The 15331-nt window shown below is 71.8% G+C and carries 13 protein-coding genes and 1 pseudogene; 7 read left to right on the top strand and 7 right to left on the bottom strand.

The window, feature by feature from the left end; all coding sequences use genetic code 11:
* Positions 1-164 precede the first annotated feature (164 nt).
* Positions 165-1211, bottom strand: a complete 1047-nt coding sequence (locus tag AB0H52_RS01610) for a DUF559 domain-containing protein (RefSeq protein WP_357944524.1) — start codon at positions 1209-1211, stop codon at positions 165-167.
* A 210-nt stretch (positions 1212-1421) separates the two neighbouring features.
* Here AB0H52_RS01610 and AB0H52_RS01615 point away from each other — a divergent pair, with 210 nt between their 5' ends.
* From AB0H52_RS01615 to AB0H52_RS01630, 4 genes are all read left to right on the top strand, one after another.
* Entirely contained in the window at positions 1422-1988 is a 567-nt protein-coding gene (locus AB0H52_RS01615; protein ID WP_151489816.1) for a carboxymuconolactone decarboxylase family protein, read from the top strand.
* 91 nt (positions 1989-2079) lie between these two features.
* Positions 2080-3243: a M20/M25/M40 family metallo-hydrolase gene (locus tag AB0H52_RS01620; RefSeq protein WP_151489815.1), complete on the top strand. Its 1164-nt coding sequence runs from the start codon at positions 2080-2082 to the stop codon at positions 3241-3243.
* A gap of 47 nt (positions 3244-3290) precedes the next feature.
* A complete protein-coding gene (locus AB0H52_RS01625) occupies positions 3291-4442 on the top strand; it encodes a glutamate--cysteine ligase (RefSeq protein WP_151489814.1) in 1152 nt (383 codons plus the stop codon).
* A 163-nt stretch (positions 4443-4605) separates the two neighbouring features.
* The gene (locus AB0H52_RS01630) at positions 4606-5205 is read left to right on the top strand and encodes a nitroreductase family protein (protein WP_151489819.1); all 600 of its coding nucleotides are present in this window, start codon (positions 4606-4608) and stop codon (positions 5203-5205) included.
* On the opposite strand, the gene AB0H52_RS01635 is transcribed toward AB0H52_RS01630, so the two are convergent.
* Entirely contained in the window at positions 5189-6772 is a 1584-nt protein-coding gene (locus AB0H52_RS01635) for an NAD(P)-binding domain-containing protein (RefSeq protein ID WP_357944529.1), read from the bottom strand. The genes AB0H52_RS01630 and AB0H52_RS01635 overlap by 17 nt on opposite strands.
* Positions 6773-6848: 76 nt before the next feature.
* The gene (locus tag AB0H52_RS01640) at positions 6849-7088 is read right to left on the bottom strand and encodes a winged helix-turn-helix domain-containing protein (RefSeq protein WP_151489812.1); all 240 of its coding nucleotides are present in this window, start codon (positions 7086-7088) and stop codon (positions 6849-6851) included.
* A gap of 352 nt (positions 7089-7440) precedes the next feature.
* Here AB0H52_RS01640 and AB0H52_RS01645 point away from each other — a divergent pair, with 352 nt between their 5' ends.
* Positions 7441-7680, top strand: coding sequence for a DivIVA domain-containing protein (locus AB0H52_RS01645; protein ID WP_347403789.1), 240 nt, complete (start codon positions 7441-7443; stop codon positions 7678-7680).
* 147 nt (positions 7681-7827) lie between these two features.
* Here the strand turns inward: AB0H52_RS01645 and AB0H52_RS01650 are convergent, their stop codons facing one another.
* Together AB0H52_RS01650 and AB0H52_RS01655 are read right to left on the bottom strand one after the other, a co-directional pair.
* The gene (locus tag AB0H52_RS01650; protein ID WP_357944532.1) at positions 7828-8958 is read right to left on the bottom strand and encodes a DUF559 domain-containing protein; all 1131 of its coding nucleotides are present in this window, start codon (positions 8956-8958) and stop codon (positions 7828-7830) included.
* Between the two features lie 279 nt (positions 8959-9237).
* Complete coding sequence (locus AB0H52_RS01655; RefSeq protein ID WP_192580257.1) at positions 9238-11016, bottom strand: ABC transporter ATP-binding protein; 1779 nt, start codon at positions 11014-11016, stop codon at positions 9238-9240.
* Between the two features lie 95 nt (positions 11017-11111).
* Between AB0H52_RS01655 and AB0H52_RS01660 the strand changes: the two genes are divergently transcribed.
* Positions 11112-11543, top strand: a complete 432-nt coding sequence (locus AB0H52_RS01660; protein ID WP_357944535.1) for a MarR family transcriptional regulator — start codon at positions 11112-11114, stop codon at positions 11541-11543.
* Positions 11544-11741: 198 nt separating this feature from the next.
* Entirely contained in the window at positions 11742-13526 is a 1785-nt protein-coding gene (locus AB0H52_RS01665) for an N-acetylglutaminylglutamine amidotransferase (protein ID WP_357944538.1), read from the top strand.
* 12 nt (positions 13527-13538) lie between these two features.
* Here AB0H52_RS01665 and AB0H52_RS01670 read toward each other — a convergent pair whose 3' ends face one another.
* Positions 13539-14672, bottom strand: a complete 1134-nt coding sequence (locus tag AB0H52_RS01670) for a glutamate--cysteine ligase (protein WP_151489808.1) — start codon at positions 14670-14672, stop codon at positions 13539-13541.
* A 45-nt stretch (positions 14673-14717) separates the two neighbouring features.
* Positions 14718-15206 (bottom strand): annotated as a pseudogene (locus tag AB0H52_RS01675) (RNA polymerase sigma factor); the annotation flags it as partial.
* Between the last annotated feature and the right edge of the window lie 125 nt (positions 15207-15331).

Here is a 15331-nt window from a genome sequence, read left to right on the forward strand (position 1 = left end):
CTGAACGCCTTCCAGATCGCCTTCGAGGGCCGGCTCACCCCGGCCAACGACTGACCACCTCAACAACCAAGATCAGCCGTTAACTTGACACTCCCCACTCCCTCCCTCCTTCAAGATCACTTAATGGTGGGTAGTTGTAGGGAGTGGTTTGCAACTGCTGAGGGTTAAGTGATCATGGGGCCGAGGCGGCGGCTGGCGAGGATGGCGAGGGTTTCCTGGCGGACCTGGGCGGGGTCGGCCAGGAGGCGGCGGTGGCTGAAGCGGACCACGAGAATGCCCTTGGTGGCGAGCAGGGCGTCGCGGCGGAGGTCGATCTCGCGTTCGGTGGGGTCGCCGTGGCTGGTGGCGCCGTCCAGCTCGATGTCGACCCGCTCGGCCTCGGCGAACATGTCGAGGTAGATCGTCCGTCCGCCGACCCGCACCCGCGCCTGCCGGGTGAACGCCGGCATTCCCGGGCCGGTGAAGACGTGGTCGTGACCCCAGATCTCCAACGGGCTGCGGCAGCCAGCGGCGAGCCGATCCACCAAGGCGCGCAGCGCCGGGCGGGCGATCAACCTCGGCACCTCGCCGAGGGCGGCCACGAGGCGCTGCGGGGTGGTCAGCCGATCGTTGACCGCGCGGATGAGCACTCCCGCTCGGTCGACCGTCGGCAGCAGCGGCCAGCAGTCCACCAGGGTCCGGTCGAGCCGGGTCACCGGCACCCCTCGCCGTATCACCGCGTGCGGCGGCTCAGTGGTGAAGCCGGGGCGGCGACGCACCACGAGATGCGGTCGGCCACTCAGGCCCGACCCGACGGGCAGGTCGAGATGCATCGGCTCGCCCGGCGGTTGACGCCGCAGGCCCCACACGTCCAGCGCGGTCAGTCGGCTGAGCGCGGCGCGTCCGCCTCCGTACGCCAGCGCGGCACGGCGAGCCAGCTCCGGATCGATCCGAGCGAGAATCGGCAGCTCGGTAGGGGTGTCCCGGACGAGCGTGGCGTCGACGTAGACCTGCGGGAGGACCCGGACCAGGCGACCGGCCCGGCAGGCGCTCTGGAGTGTCCACGGCGGCGCCACGCGGAGAACGTCCCGTCGGGTGGCCAGGCCGCCCCGCCGATCGAGCAGGGTTCTCAGGGTCGCGTGCACGGGTCGACCGTGCCCGGACCAGCCGCCGGTGAGCTGCCCGGCGGCGACCGCTGTGGACAGCGACGGCACCTGTGGACGAAGCCCCACGGTCCAGCCGACTGTGATACGCGAGGCGGTCTGGCTCCCACCCGGAAGAGCCGGCCCGCCAGTGAAAGAGCATGAATGAAGAAATACGACTGGCGGACGGGATGAGATCGTGACTGCGCGGCGTTCGTCACGCCGCCCCGCACGGGCGGTCGTCTGCGGCTGAGGCGTGGTCCGGTCGGGCCGCGGTTCACGGCTGGAGGACAGGACACCATGGCGCACATCGACCTCGGCGTCGACGAGAAGCAGTTCCCCGGCATCACCGGCCCGATGCAGTACCGTCCGGAGACGGCGAAGCCGCTCAACGAGCTGGCCGAGGTGCTGCTGCGTGCCCCGCACTCGCTCCCGGCCGGCGAGCGGGAGCTGATCGCCGCGTACGTCTCCGGGCGCAACGAGTGCACCTTCTGCTGCGCGTCGCACTCGGCGTTCGCCGCCGCGCAGCTCGACGAGGGCATGACTCTCGTCGACCAGGTACGCGCGGACCTCGACACCGCCCCGATCTCGGCCAAGCTGCGGGCGCTGCTGCGCATCGCGGGTGCGGTGCAGATCAGCGGCCGTCACGTCACCACCGAGCTGGTCGCTGACGCCCGCGCGGAGGGCGCCACCGACCTGGAAATCCACGACACCGTGCTGATCGCCGCCGCGTTCTGCATGTTCAACCGGTACGTCGACGGGCTCGGCACCTTCGCACCTGTTGGTCAGGACGCCTACGCGGAGTCCGTGCGTCGGATCATCGGGGTCGGCTACGGATCGGCTCTCCCCGTGCCGCCGAGCAGCTGAGCACGGACAAGGACGACCACACCCCGATCCCCCTGCGATGGTCGATGGGTGCGTCTGGCGAAGCCCGCCGGCCGCGCAGTTGGAGGGATCGATGGACCACCCACGTTGTCTGCTCGACGCAGCGACGCAGCTGCGAGCCGACATGGTCGACCGGCTGAGCGCTCTCGTCTCCTGCGAGTCGGCACCGGGCTCGCTGCCCCATCTCGAGTCCTGTGCCGACCTGCTCGCCCGCTGGGGGGAGGAGGTGCTCGGCCGGCCGGCCCGTCGGGTCGTGATCGACGGCCTACCGCACTTGCTGTGGCCGGCCGCCGACCAGCGCGTGCTGCTTCTCGGCCACTTCGACACCGTCTTCCCGGTGGGCACGATCCGGTCGAGGCCCTTCACCGTCCGCAGGGACGTCGCGACGGGGCCCGGCGTGTGCGACATGAAGGCCGGCATCGTGCAGATGGTCACGGCGCTGCGGCTGATCGAGGACACCTCCGCGGTCGGCCTGCTGCTCACCTGCGACGAGGAGACCGGGTCCGTCACATCGCGGCAGCTGATCGAACGTGAGGCTCGGCGTTCGGGGGCGGTCCTGGTCTGCGAGGCGGCCACCCCGGAGGGGCGTCTGAAGGTGGCCAGGAAGGGCGGCTCGGTCTACCGCCTCACCGTCTCCGGCCGCGCCGCGCACGCCGGCGTGGAGCCGCAGCGCGGGGTCAACGCCACCGTCGAGGTCGCCCACCAGGTTCTCACGCTGGGTACGCTCGGCGCGGCGGACAGCGGCGGCACCTCCGTCACGCCGACTCTGCTCTCCGCCGGCACGACGACGAACACGGTGCCCGAGCGTGCCAGCCTGGCCGTCGACGTCCGGGCCTGGACCAGGGACGAACTCGAACGCGTGGATCACGCCATCCGTGGGCTGGTGCCGGTGCTGCCCGAGGCCACGCTGGCCGTGCAGGGCGGAATCAACCGCTACCCGATGTCGCCGGAGCTCGCGCGGCCGCTGTTGGAGCTGGCCCAGTCGATCGCCTGCCAGCTTGGCATCCCGAAGCCCACCGGCGCGTACGCCGCTGGAGCGTCCGACGGCAACTTCACCGCCGCGCTGGGCGTACCGACGCTTGACGGCCTGGGTGCGGTGGGCGGCGGCGCGCATGCCGCCGACGAGTACGTCTGCCTCGACCGGATGCCCGAACGGACGGCACTTCTGGCCGGACTCGTCGGCTCGCTGTCCACCATGGAGCGTTTCGGATCGCAACCCATCGACGACATCCCGTAACGTGCTGGGCGCCGGCGAACGACCGGCAGCGAGAGGTCTGCGTCGGCATGACTACGGGACAGCGCTCGGGATCGCCCATTCCTCCGCTCGGCGTCGAGGAGGAGTTCCTCGTCGTCGACGCCGAGCGGGGTGAGGTCGTGCCGGAGGCGGCCGCCGTCGTCGACCGCGCACGCCCGACCCTCGGTGACCGGGTGGGCGGTGAGATCACCAAGTTGCAGATCGAGACCCGCACCGACCCGTGCCTGAGCCTCGACGATCTCGACGCGCAACTGGCTGAGGGCCGCGCCGCCATTCAGAGCGCGGCCCGGTCGGCGGGTCTGCGGGTGATCGCCAGTGGCTCGCCGGTGCTGGGCCGTGCCGTGCCGCCGCCCATCACCGAAGGGCCGCGCCAGGACCGGGGCACCGCCACCTTCCGTGGGCTGCACGACGAACTCGCGATCTGCGCCGTCCACGTCCACGTGCAGGAGCCCGACCGGGACCGCGCCGTGCTGATCGGCAACCACCTGCGCCAACACCTTCCGGTGTTCCTCACCCTCACCGCCAACTCGCCCTACTGGTCGGAGCGCGACACCGGCTACGCGAGCTGGCGCAGTGTCACGTGGGGGCGCTGGCCGGTGGCCGGCCCGCCGCCGTACCTGACGTCCGCCCAGCAGTACGACGACCACGTGGACGCACTGCTCGAGGCGGGCGCGCTGGTCGACCGCGGCACCATCTTCTGGGATCTGCGCCTGTCGACGAAGCACCCCACCCTTGAGGTACGGGTGGCCGACGTCCCCGTCACGGCCACCGAGTCCGCGGCGCTCGCCGCCCTGGTGCGGGCTCTGGTGGTGGTCGCCGGAGATGCCGTGGACCGGGGCGACGAGGGGCCGGAGCTGCTCCCCGAGCTGATGCGGCTCGCGTACTGGCGGGCCGCCCGCGACGGGATGGGCGGGCACGGCGTCGACGTCGCCACGGGCCGGCTGCTGCCGGCGGCGGCACTCGCCGAACGACTGGTCGAACGCGCCCGACCAGCACTCGACGAGGCGGGTGACCGCGAGCGGGTGGAGGCGTGGCTGAGCTGGCTCGCCAGGGACGGCGACGGGGCGACCCGCCAGCGGGCCGCCGCGGCGCTGCGCGGACGCCTGACCGACGTGGTCGACGAGATCGCCACCCGAACCGCGCCCGACGTGCCCACGGGCGAAGAAAGCACACTTCAGTAACGACAAGCTGCCGCTGCTTCGAAATGCTGGATGAACCGGATGACGGCGGCAGGCGCACCCTCCCCGCCGAGACCCGGCACATCTGATCAGGAGGCCACAGGTGAACGACACCGACCTGCTACCCAAGGTCCCGGTCCACCACCACCGCAGGCCGCCGGCGGAGATGGTGCGGGAGGCGGAGGCGTTCGCCGAGCGGATGGCGCAGCGCCGATCCGTGCGGGACTTCGCCAGTGACGCACTGCCCGACGGGGTGGTCGAGGCCGCGATCCGGGCGGCGTCGACCGCACCCAGCGGCGCCAATGTGCAGCCCTGGCGGTTCGTCGTCCTGACCGATCCGGCCCGCAAACGCCGGCTCCGCGAGGCTGCGGAGGCCGAGGAACGCGCGTTCTACGACCGCCGCGCCTCGCAGGAGTGGCTCGGTGCGATCGCCGGGCTCGGCACCGACTGGCGGAAGCCGTTCCTGGAGACCGCACCGGCCGTCATCGTCGTCTTCGAGGTGCACCAGGGGCCACACAGCCCGAAGCCGTACTACGTCAAGGAGTCCGTCGGCATCGCGGTCGGCCTGCTGATCACCGCGCTGCACCACGCGGGCCTGGTGACGCTGACCCACACGCCCAGTCCGATGCGGTTCCTCAACGAGGTGTGTGAGCGCCCCCCGGAGGAGCGCCCGTACGTGGTGATGCCGGTCGGTTATCCCGCCCTGGACGCCCACGTGCCCGACCTGGCCCGCAAGCCCCTCGACGAGATCATGGTCCGCTGGTGAGGTCCCGGGTCAGGAACTCGACCAACGGCTCGACGTGCCGGTCCGGGCGCCGCCACTCGGCCAGCAGATCCTCCAGCAGGTGCTGCTCGGCGAGCAGTTCCGCACCGCGGTAACGCCGGATCACCGGGTGGATGAAGGCGCTCTCCCGGGCGCGGTCGGGGGTCGGGTGCCGGTCGATGGCGAAGACGTCGCCGTAGTCGTCGCGGCCCCACCGCAGCGCGAGCGTGTACCAGTGCGTGGCGGCACCGAAGCGCTCCACGGCGTAGTCCTCCGGCAGGTCCTCGTAGTGGTGGAAGTCGCCGGTGGCGTCGTCGCGGACGAAGGCGTCACAGAGGTACTCGAACTGGGTCCACAGCGCCGACGACCAGTTGACGCGGTCGAGCATCAGCTTCGTCAACGACGCGGCGTCGGCCTGCGTCGTCGTGTACGGCAGCGGCACGTCCTCGTAGCGTTCCCGCAGCATCCGGGTGAACGTGCGCAGGTTGTACCGGAAGCCGTCGATGAACGGCGACGACGCGTGCTTGACGTCCCGGGCCTGGGCGATGGTGCCGGCGAAGTACAGGCCGTCGACGTTGCTCGACTGCCAGTCCGGGCGTAACCCGGGCATCCGGCCGTCGCGCACCATGTCGGGACGGGCCGTCTCGTCGAACATCGACGTGTCCATCCGGAAGCCGGTGCACCGCAGCACCGTGTGGTAGTCGAGCTCGGCGGTCTCCCCCTCGGCGTGCGTGTACGTGATGGACACCCGGAACCGCCCGTCGACCGGCCGGATCTCGTCGATCGTGCAGTCCAGCACCGAGTGCAGCGTCTTGAACTGGTAGCTGTCGAGGATCGCGCCGTACTGACCACGGACGTCCCCGGGGTGTTTGGTGTTCCACGCCAGCCGCAGCGGCTGCCGGCTGGCAAGGTGCACCATCGACGCCCGGCCGAGGATGGCCGACGCGGTCTCGAACGCGGAATTGCCCTTGCCGATGATCAGGACCCGCTGACCGTCGTACGCCGTGGGGTCGACGACCATGTCCTCGTACCCGATGGCATGCTCGATGCCCTTGATGGCCGGCACGAAGGGCCGACCCCAGCCGGTCGCGACGACCAGGCAGCGCGCGCGGACGTCACCCCGGTCGGTGCTCAGCGTGAAGCCGTCGCCCGTCCGCGTGATCCGCTCGACTGTCGTGCCGTAGCGGACGTTGAGCTGGTGCACCCGTTGGAACTCGGCGAGGTAGCGCACCAGGTCGTCGGCGGCCGGCAGGTACTCCTCGCTGAATCGCGGAAACAGCAGGTCCGGCGAGTCGTTGAGGAGCGAGTTCCAGTCCCAGCGCAGGCGAATCTCAGGATCGGCGCTGTCGGTGTGCACCTTGTTCAGCGAGATGAGCCGACGGTGGCGCGGAAACCGCCGGAAGAAGCCACCGGGCCCGTCGCCACTCTCCAGCGTCAGGTAATCGGCGCCGTGCTGCTGGAGGTAGTAGCTCAGTTGTAGTCCGGCGGGTCCCGCCCCGACGATGACGTACCTGTGTTCGCTGCTGACCATCCTGCGGCCCTTCGACGGAGGGATGAGTCCATCGACCATGGAATGCGAAACGGTACGTGTCAATGCCACCGGCCTCGCTGCCGCCCTGCGCTCGTAGAAGTGGCCGGGCCGCCATCTACGGCTCCCGCATCCACGTCTTCGGGTCGGTCACGAACACGCCCTTGCCCTGCTGCCGCCGGATAACCCGCAGCGCCTCCAGCCGGGCGTAGGCCATCTGCACCGTCCCGTGGCTGACGTCGTAGCGAGCACGCAGTTCAGAGATCGAGGGCAGCTTCTCCCCCGGCTTCAACTTCTTCGACCTGACGTCGGCGATCACATCATCGGCGATGCGCCAGTAATCCGGCACTTCTCGCATGGCACTCCTCGCGTGGCAACCCGATTTGATCACACCGCGACGCACCTAACAAGCAACGTTGACTCAACTAGCATGTCTAGCTATGTTGGTCCCGGGCCGATCCTCGCGTGGCAACGAGTTCGGCTCACCCCCTGGTCGGGGCGGGTGCGTGTGCCCGTCCCGACCCACCGGACTGCTCTGCCGTCGTACCGCCGAACGGGCTGCGGCGGCCGAGCGGGCGGGGTCGCCCGCGGACGGCCCGCCCCCAGACCACCGCAAGGACCTTCCGCGCTCCCGCCTGCCCGCAGATTGGATCGTCGTGGCTCAGGTGTATCGAGGTGGCCAGCCCTACCCCGCCGGCTACCCGGCCCGGTTGACGCCGCACGAGGTGCGGACCCGCGAGTTCGCCGCGCGCCGGCGCGGCGTCGACCCCGATGAGGTACGCGAGTTCCAGGCCCGGGTGGCCGACGAGCTCGCCATGCTCAACGACACGGTACGGCTGCTCAGCCAGGAGAACGACCGGATCAAGCGGGCACTGCGTGACTGGCAGACCATGCACGCGCGAGAGTGCCCGCCGTCGCAGGAGCAGCACCGCAACTCCGGCCACTGGTGACCGCGCGCCCTGCCCCCGGCGACCTGCTCGTCATCGACGGCCGGGCCTCGGTGCAGTTTTCCGGGGACCGCGCGCTGACCTTCCGCGTGGTCTCGGTGTCCGACCGGCCGACGTACCAGGGCTGGGTCTGGCTGACCGGATACGTCATCAACCGCCGAGGCAACGCGACCGCCAAACGCGAGATCTTCGTCCAACTCGCCGGCCTCCGTCCCTGCCTCGCATTCTTCGCATCAACTCGGGGCAGGGAGGGCCCTCACCGCCAGGGCATCTCGTCAGCCCCGGAAGATGCCGGTCGGGTCGCGGCTGATCTCGTCGAGCAGGACGCTGACCCTGGCGGATGGCGGGGCTAGGTCGTAGCGGCGGAAGCGGATGTTCCGGGTCTCGCCTCCCATCGGCTCGACGGTCACGCCGCACTGCGGGTCGCAAGGATGGCACGTGTCTCCGCGCGTACGTCGTCGCCTCGTAAACCAGGCGACGGTGGGCGAAGCGGACCACCAGGATCCCGACGGTCGCCAGCAGAGCGTCCCGGCGCAGGTCGATCTCCCGCTGGCGCGGATCCCCGTGGGCGGTGGCCCCGTCGAGTTCGATGTTGACCCGTTCCCGCTCGGCGAACATGTCGAGATACACGGTGCGCCTCCCGAGACGCATCGGCACCTGCCGACGGAATGCTGGCATGGCCGTGCCGGTGAAGACGTGTTCGTGTCCCCAGATCTCCAGCGGACTGCGGCATCCGTCGGCGAGTCTGGTCAGCAGCGTCCGCAAGGCTGCCCGGTCGATCAGCTTCGGCACACCGTCCAGGGCGACCGCCAGCCGCGCGGGGGTGGTCAGCCAGTCGTTGACCGCGCGGATCACCGGGGCGTGCCGCTCGGCGGACGGCAGCATCGGCCACGAGTCGACGATGGTCTGCTCGAGACGGGTCACGGCCAGTCCTTTCCGGACGAGCACGTGCGGCGGCGCGATGACGAAACCCCCACGTCGATGCATCACCAATCCCGGTCGCGTCCGCAGGCCAAGGGTCATCGGCGCGCTGAGATGCAGCGGGTCTCCCGCGATCTGCGGGCGCAGGCCCCACGCGTCGAGCGCGCTGAGATGACTGAGTGCGGCGCACCCCTGCGCCCAGGCGAGAACCGCGAGTTGGGCCACACGGGGGTCGAGCCGCTGCAGGACCGGGGCGCCCGGTCGGTTGCCCACCAGGTGCGCCGCCACGTAAGCCTGCGGCAGTACCCGCACCAGCTCACCGCCGCGGCAGGCCCGCGTCAGCGCCCACTCCGGCACCACCTGCGTCGCCGCCGCACGGGTGACGAAACCCGCCGGACAACTCCACCAGTTCCCGCAGAACTGAGTTCACAGGCCGGACCGTGCGGCTCCGCCCCCAAGGTCCGCAAGGACCCCACCTCGGCCTCTGTGGACAGCGGTCCCGGTGTGGAAAACCCCCACGCGCGCCCACGTTCTGCTAGCCCACCATGATCGGTGGCAGCTCAGCTGCACAACTCTCGGCGTGTCGAGTCGCTCAGACGTCAACGATCATGGGGCAACACACGGCGGCACGGCGAGGCGTCAGGCTGCCAGGGTTGCGTAGCGGCCGTTGCGGTTCAGCAGGCTGTCGTGGTCGCCGGATTCGACGATGCGGCCGTGGTCGAGCACCGCGATCTGGTCGGCGTCGCGCACGGTGGAGAGGCGGTGGGCGATGGTGATCGTGGTACGCCCCCGCGCGAGCACGTCGAACGCGCGCTGCACGGCCCGCTCGGTCTCGGTGTCCAACGCGCTGGTGGCCTCGTCGAGGACCAGGATGCGCGGGTCGCGCAGCAGCGTCCGGGCGATGGCGAGGCGCTGCTTCTCGCCGCCGGAGAACCGGTGGCCGCGCGAGCCGACCATGGTGTCGTACCCGTCGGGCAGGCCGGTGATGAGGTCGTGGATCTGGGCGGCGCGGGCGGCGTCGGTGATCTCGCTGTCGGTGGCGTCCGGACGGGCGTAGCGCAGGTTCTCCCGGACGGTGGTGTGCAGCAGGTACGTCTCCTGGCTGACCACGCCGACGATCCCGGCCAGGTCGGCGAGGCGCAGGTCGCGCAGGTCGACGCCGTCGATGGTGACCCGGCCGGCGGTCGGGTCGTGCAGCCGGCTGATCAGCCCGGCGAGGGTGCTCTTGCCGGAGCCGGTTTCGCCGACCAGGGCGAGGCTGGTGCCGGCGGGCACGTCGAGGGTGATCCCGGCGAGCGCGGCGGTGTCGCTGCCCGGGTATCCGAAGGTGACGTCCTCCAGGCGCAGGTCGCCGCGGACCCGGGTGGGGTCGAGGCGGACCGGCTCGGCGGGGTCGGCCACGTCGACCGGCAGGTCGAGGTATTCGAAGATCCGGGCGAACAGCGCCAGCGACGCGGTGAGCGAGACGCCCACGTTGAGCAGCCCCATCAGCGGCCGGAACAGGCCACCCTGCAGGGCGGTGAAGGCGACCAGGGTGCCGATGCTCAGCGTGCCGGCGGTGCCGGGCAGGCCGGCGGCGAGGTAGATGACCGCCGGTACGGCGGCGAAGATGATGCTCATCGAGGCCATCCGCCACCGGCCGGCCAACTCGCTGCGCAGTTCCAGGTCGACGAGGCGCGCCGAGGAGGCGGTGAACCGGTCGATGAGCGCGGGGCCGGTGCCGAGGGTCTTGGCCAGTTGCACGCCGCTGATCGACAGGCCCTCCTCGACGGTGACGTTGAGGTCGGCGAGTTCGCGTTGCCGCTGGGCGGTGATCTCGCGGCGCATCCGGGCGACGCGGCGGGTCAGCCAGATCGCCGGCGGCAGCACGACGAGGGAGACGAGGGACAGCTGCCAGGAGAGCGCGACCATGGCGACCGCGGTGGCGACCACCGTGGTGAGGTTGGCCGCGACGGCGGTGGCGGTGGAGGTGACCACCGACTGCATGCCGCCGATGTCGTTGGTGATGCGGGACTGCACCTCGCCGGTGCGGGTGCGGGTGAAGAAGCCCAGCGACTGGCGCTGGAGGTGGCTGAAGACGTCGGTGCGCAGCCGGTGCATGACCCGCTGCCCGACCTGGGTGGAGATCCAGGTCTGCACGACGCCGAGCGCGGAGGTCACCGCCGCCACGGCGACCATGCCGAGGACGAGCCAGACCAGCAGGGTCACGTCGCCCTGCGGGAGGGCGCGGTCGATCACGGCGCGCAGCAGGAACGGGGTGGCCATCGCGATGATCGAGGAGAGCACGATGATCGCGGTGACGGCGGCCAGCGCCGGCCGGTGCGGGGTGAACAGGCGGCCGATGCGGCGCAGGGACACCTGGCGGGCCTGCGTCTTCTCTTCGGCGCTGACGGTGCGGTGGCCGCGGTCGCGGCCCATCGGGGTGGGTTCCAAGGGGGACTGCCTCTCGATCGGGATATGCTGAGGTTACCTCAACATGAGGGTACAACCGTATCGCCTGTTACCGTATTCCGGTGACCGAGGACACCGCCGAGAGCGGCGACGACGAGAGCCTGGCCGAGACGTTCTGGGCCGTCGCGTCCCGTCTGCGCCGCCAGACGCGCGAGGCGTTGGCGCCCTGGGAGATCACCCCCAGCCAGTCCCGGGCCCTCGTCGTGCTGGCCCGGCACGGTGAGGTACGCCCCGGCACCCTCGCCGAGCACCTGCGCATCGCGCCGCGCTCGGCCACCGAGGTCATCGACGACCTGCAGGCCCGGGGGCTCGTCGAGCGGCGACCCGACCCGGCCGACCGGCGGGCCACCCTGGTCGCGCTCACCGAGGAGGGCGTACGGGTCAGCACCGCCATCCGGGCCGCCCGGCGGGCCGAGGCGGACCGCTTCTTCGGCCACCTGCCCGCCACCGACCGCGCCGAACTGGCCCGCATCCTGCGCACCCTGCGCGGCTGACCTGCCCACCGGTGCGACACCGACCACGCCAAGCCGGCCCGCGCCCTGCACACACAACGCCCGCGCCGTGCGCACATAACCACCGCGCCCTGCGCACATAACCACCGCGCACCCGGGTAGCCAGCGGCCCCGTTCGGGGACGAGGTGACAGGAGGACGCTGTGCCGCTGATGCCACACCTGACCCATCGCCCCGCCTGATGTGCGGGATCAGCGGGGAGGCGCGGTTCGACGGCCGGCCGCCCGACGCGGCGGCGGTCACCCGGATGACCGAGGCGATGCGCTCGCGCGGCCCGGACGACGAGGGACTGTTCACCGACGAATGGGTGACCCTCGGACACCGCCGGCTGACCATCATCGACCTGTCCGACGCGGGCGGCCAACCCATGGTGCGCGACGACCTGGGCCTGGCCCTGGTCTTCAACGGGTGCATCTACAACTATCCCGACCTGCGCGAGGAGCTGATCCGCGCCGGGTACGCCTTTCACTCCACCAGCGACACCGAGGTGATCCTGGTCGCGTACGCGCACTGGGGTGACCGCTTCGTCGACCACCTCGTCGGCATGTTCGCCATCGGGCTGGTCGACCGGGTACGCAGGCGCCTCGTCCTGGCCCGCGACCGGCTCGGCATCAAACCGCTCTACCTCGCCGAGACCCCCGGTCGGCTCCGCTTCGCCTCCACCCTGCCCGCGCTGCTGCGCGCCGGCGACGTGGACACCGGCATCGACCCGGTGGCGTTGCACCACTACCTGTCCTGGCACTCCATCGTGCCCGCGCCGCGCACCGTGCTGCGCGGCGTCCGCAAGCTGCCGCCGGCCACCCTGCGGATCGTCGAGGCGGACGGGCGCAGCCGCGAGGAGGTGTACTGGCGACCCGACTACGTACGCGAACCGGCCGACGCGCGGATGGACGCCACCGAGTGGCGGGCCGCCATCGGGGACGCGCTGCGCACCGCCGTGCGTCGACGGCTGGTGGCCGACGTGCCGGTGGGGGTGCTGCTCTCCGGCGGGCTGGACTCCAGCCTCATCGTGGCGCTGCTCGCCGAGGCCGGCCAGCAGCACCTGCGCACGTTCAGCATCGGCTTCGACAGCCGTGGCGGCGAGGCCGGCGACGAGTTCCGCTACTCCGACCTGGTGGCCCGCGCGTACGACACCGACCACCACCGGATTCGGCTGGCCGACGACGACCTGGTGCCCGCCCTGAACCGTGCCGTGCTGGCGATGACCGAGCCGATGGGCAGCCACGACGTGGTCGCCTTCCACCTGCTCTGCGAGCAGGTGGCGCGGCACGTGAAGGTGGCCCAGTCGGGGCAGGGCGCCGACGAGGTGTTCGCCGGCTACGGCTACCACCAGCCCCTGGTCGAGGCACCCCGGCACGGCGCCGACGAGACGTTCGCCGCCGCGTTCTTCGACCGGGGCCACGACGAGCTGCGCGGCATCGTCGGCCCGGCGTACGCGCTGGAGCACGACGCCAGCCGGGACCTGCTCACCGAACACCTCGCCACGCCCGGGGCGCAGACGGCGCTGGACGCCGTGCTGCGCCTGGACACCCACCTGATGCTGCCCGACGACCCGGTGAAGCGGGTGGACAGCATGAGCATGGCGTGGGGGCTGGAGGTGCGCACCCCCTTCCTCGACCAGGACCTGGTCACCCTCGCGGCGCACTGCCCGCCGCAGCACAAGGTGGCGCACGGCGGCAAGGGTGTGCTCAAGGCGGTCGCCCGGGAGGTGCTGCCGGGCGAGGTGATCGACCGGCCGAAGGGCTACTTTCCCGTGCCCGCCCTGCGTAACGTGGACGGGCCGGTGCGCGAGCTGGTCGCCGAGGCGTTGCAGGCGCCGGAGGCGCGCGAGCGCGGGCTGTTCCGCCCGGAGTACGTGGCGCGGCTGCTCGCCGAGCCGGACCGGGCCGAGGCGGCGGCCGGCAGCAACAAGCTGTGGCAGTTGGGTCTGCTGGAGCTGTGGCTGCAGAGCCACGCCGTCCGCTGAGCGCCGAGAGGGTCAGCCGGCGGCGGTACGGGCGGCGAGGTCGTCGATGACCGCGCGCAGGTCGCCCGTGCGCTCCCACACGCGCCGCTGTCGGGTCGCGCCGGTGCCGTCGCGGCGCAGCCGGGCCAGTTGCGCCAGCACGTAGCCCAGGTCGCCGTGGCGCAGCAGGGCCGGCGCGATCACCGCCATCAGGTCGTCGACGAGGTCCCAGGCCGGCTGGGTGCCACCGCCTCGCAGGTCGATGAGCTCGCCGTCGAGGCCGTCGTGGGCGGCCCGCCAGTGCGCCGCGGCGACCAGGCAGTCCCGCACGGGCGGGGCGGTCACCCCGGCGCGCACCTCGTCGGCGAGGGTGGCGACGAGGGACCGGACCAGCGCGGCGACCAGCACCGCGTCGTCCACCTCCGGGCAGACGTCGCCGACGCGCACCTCCACCGTCGGGTACGCCGACGACGGCCGCGCGTACCAGTAGACCATCGCGGCGTCGAGCATGATGCCGGCGGCGATCAGCTCGTCGACGGTGCGGTCGTAGTCGGCGGCGGAGTCGAAGTACGGTGTCGGGCCGATGCTGGGCCAGCGTTCCAGCTGCATCGACCGCCAACTGGCGTGGCCGGTGTCGGACCCGTCGTGCAGCGGCGAGTTGGTGGTGATGGCCTGCACCACCGGCAGCCACACCCGCAGGTGGTTGCAGACCTGCACGGCCAGTTCCCGGTCGGGCAGCCCGACGTGCACGTGGCAGCCGCAGACCGCCGGGTCGTGCGCCACCGGCCCGTACCGGCGCGACATCGCGTGGTAGCGCGGTTCGTCGGGCACCGTCCGGTGCGGCTCGGCGATCGGGGTCGCGCCGACCGCCACCAGCCGCGCCCCGGCCGCCGCGGCGGCCACGACCGCGGAGCGGCGCAGCGTCACCAGGTGTGCGCGCAGGTCGCCGAGGTCGGCGCAGGCCGGGGTGACCATCTCCACCATGCTGTGCCGGAACTCCTGGCGGCTCTGGTCGCGGACGGGGCCGCGCAGCGCGGCGAGCACCTGGTCGGCCACCGGCAGGTTCCGCCCGCTGTCCGGGTCGAGCAGCAGGTATTCCTCCTCCACGCCGAGCGTGAGGGTGGACAGGTCGGGCACGGTGTCGGCGACGGTCGGGCGGTACGCCATGGCCCCTCCCCTGCACGGCTGCGGCCGGCGCCTCGGTTTCCCGGCCTACCCCGCCGGCAAACGCGCCGCCAGGGCCGCCGCGCGGGCGGCGAGGAAGGCCCGTTCGGCCGCGTTGTCCGTCCGGGCGACGGCCGTCCGGTACGCCTCGACGGCCGCCCCGCCCCGGCCGAGGCGGGCCAGCAGGTCGGCACGGACCGCGTGGTACACGTGGTAGCCGGTGAGGTCGAGGCGGTCCACCTCGGCCAGCGCGTCCGCCGCGCCGGCCACCTCGGCGAGCGCGACGCCCCGGTTCAGCGCCACCACCGGGCCGGGGGCGACCACCGCCAGCTGGTCGTACAGCGCAAGGATCTGCGTCCAGTCGGTGTCGGCGGCGCGCGACGCGTCGCTGTGCACGGCGGCGATCGCGGCCTGGATCTGGTACGGGCCGGGCCGGTCGCGGCGCAGGCAGCGGCGGACCAGCGCCTGTCCCTCGGCGATCAGGCTGGTGTCCCACCGGTCGCGGTCCTGCTCGGGCAGCGTCACCAGGTCACCGTCGACGTAGAGCGTCATCGTCGCTCCTCGCGTGGCGGCCGGACGATCGCCGGCCTCTCATCCTCCACACGATCGGCCGCCGCCCGAATCGACAGGCCGGCGGGAAACAGGTCGGCGAGTCATGCGCC

Source organism: Micromonospora sp. NPDC050695, from assembly GCF_040654415.1.
Lineage (GTDB): Bacteria > Actinomycetota > Actinomycetes > Mycobacteriales > Micromonosporaceae > Micromonospora.

Coding starts and splice junctions, on each gene's coding strand:
- AB0H52_RS01635 (WP_357944529.1), bottom strand. CDS start 6,772: ATGGTCGATGGACTCATCCCTCCGTCGAAGGGCCGCAGGATGGTCAGC.
- AB0H52_RS01630 (WP_151489819.1), top strand. CDS start 4,606: ATGGTGCGGGAGGCGGAGGCGTTCGCCGAGCGGATGGCGCAGCGCCGA.
- AB0H52_RS01620 (WP_151489815.1), top strand. CDS start 2,080: ATGGACCACCCACGTTGTCTGCTCGACGCAGCGACGCAGCTGCGAGCC.
- AB0H52_RS01655 (WP_192580257.1), bottom strand. CDS start 11,016: ATGGGCCGCGACCGCGGCCACCGCACCGTCAGCGCCGAAGAGAAGACG.
- AB0H52_RS01615 (WP_151489816.1), top strand. CDS start 1,422: ATGGCGCACATCGACCTCGGCGTCGACGAGAAGCAGTTCCCCGGCATC.
- AB0H52_RS01670 (WP_151489808.1), bottom strand. CDS start 14,672: ATGGCGTACCGCCCGACCGTCGCCGACACCGTGCCCGACCTGTCCACC.
- AB0H52_RS01665 (WP_357944538.1), top strand. CDS start 11,742: ATGTGCGGGATCAGCGGGGAGGCGCGGTTCGACGGCCGGCCGCCCGAC.
- AB0H52_RS01640 (WP_151489812.1), bottom strand. CDS start 7,088: ATGCGAGAAGTGCCGGATTACTGGCGCATCGCCGATGATGTGATCGCC.
- AB0H52_RS01625 (WP_151489814.1), top strand. CDS start 3,291: ATGACTACGGGACAGCGCTCGGGATCGCCCATTCCTCCGCTCGGCGTC.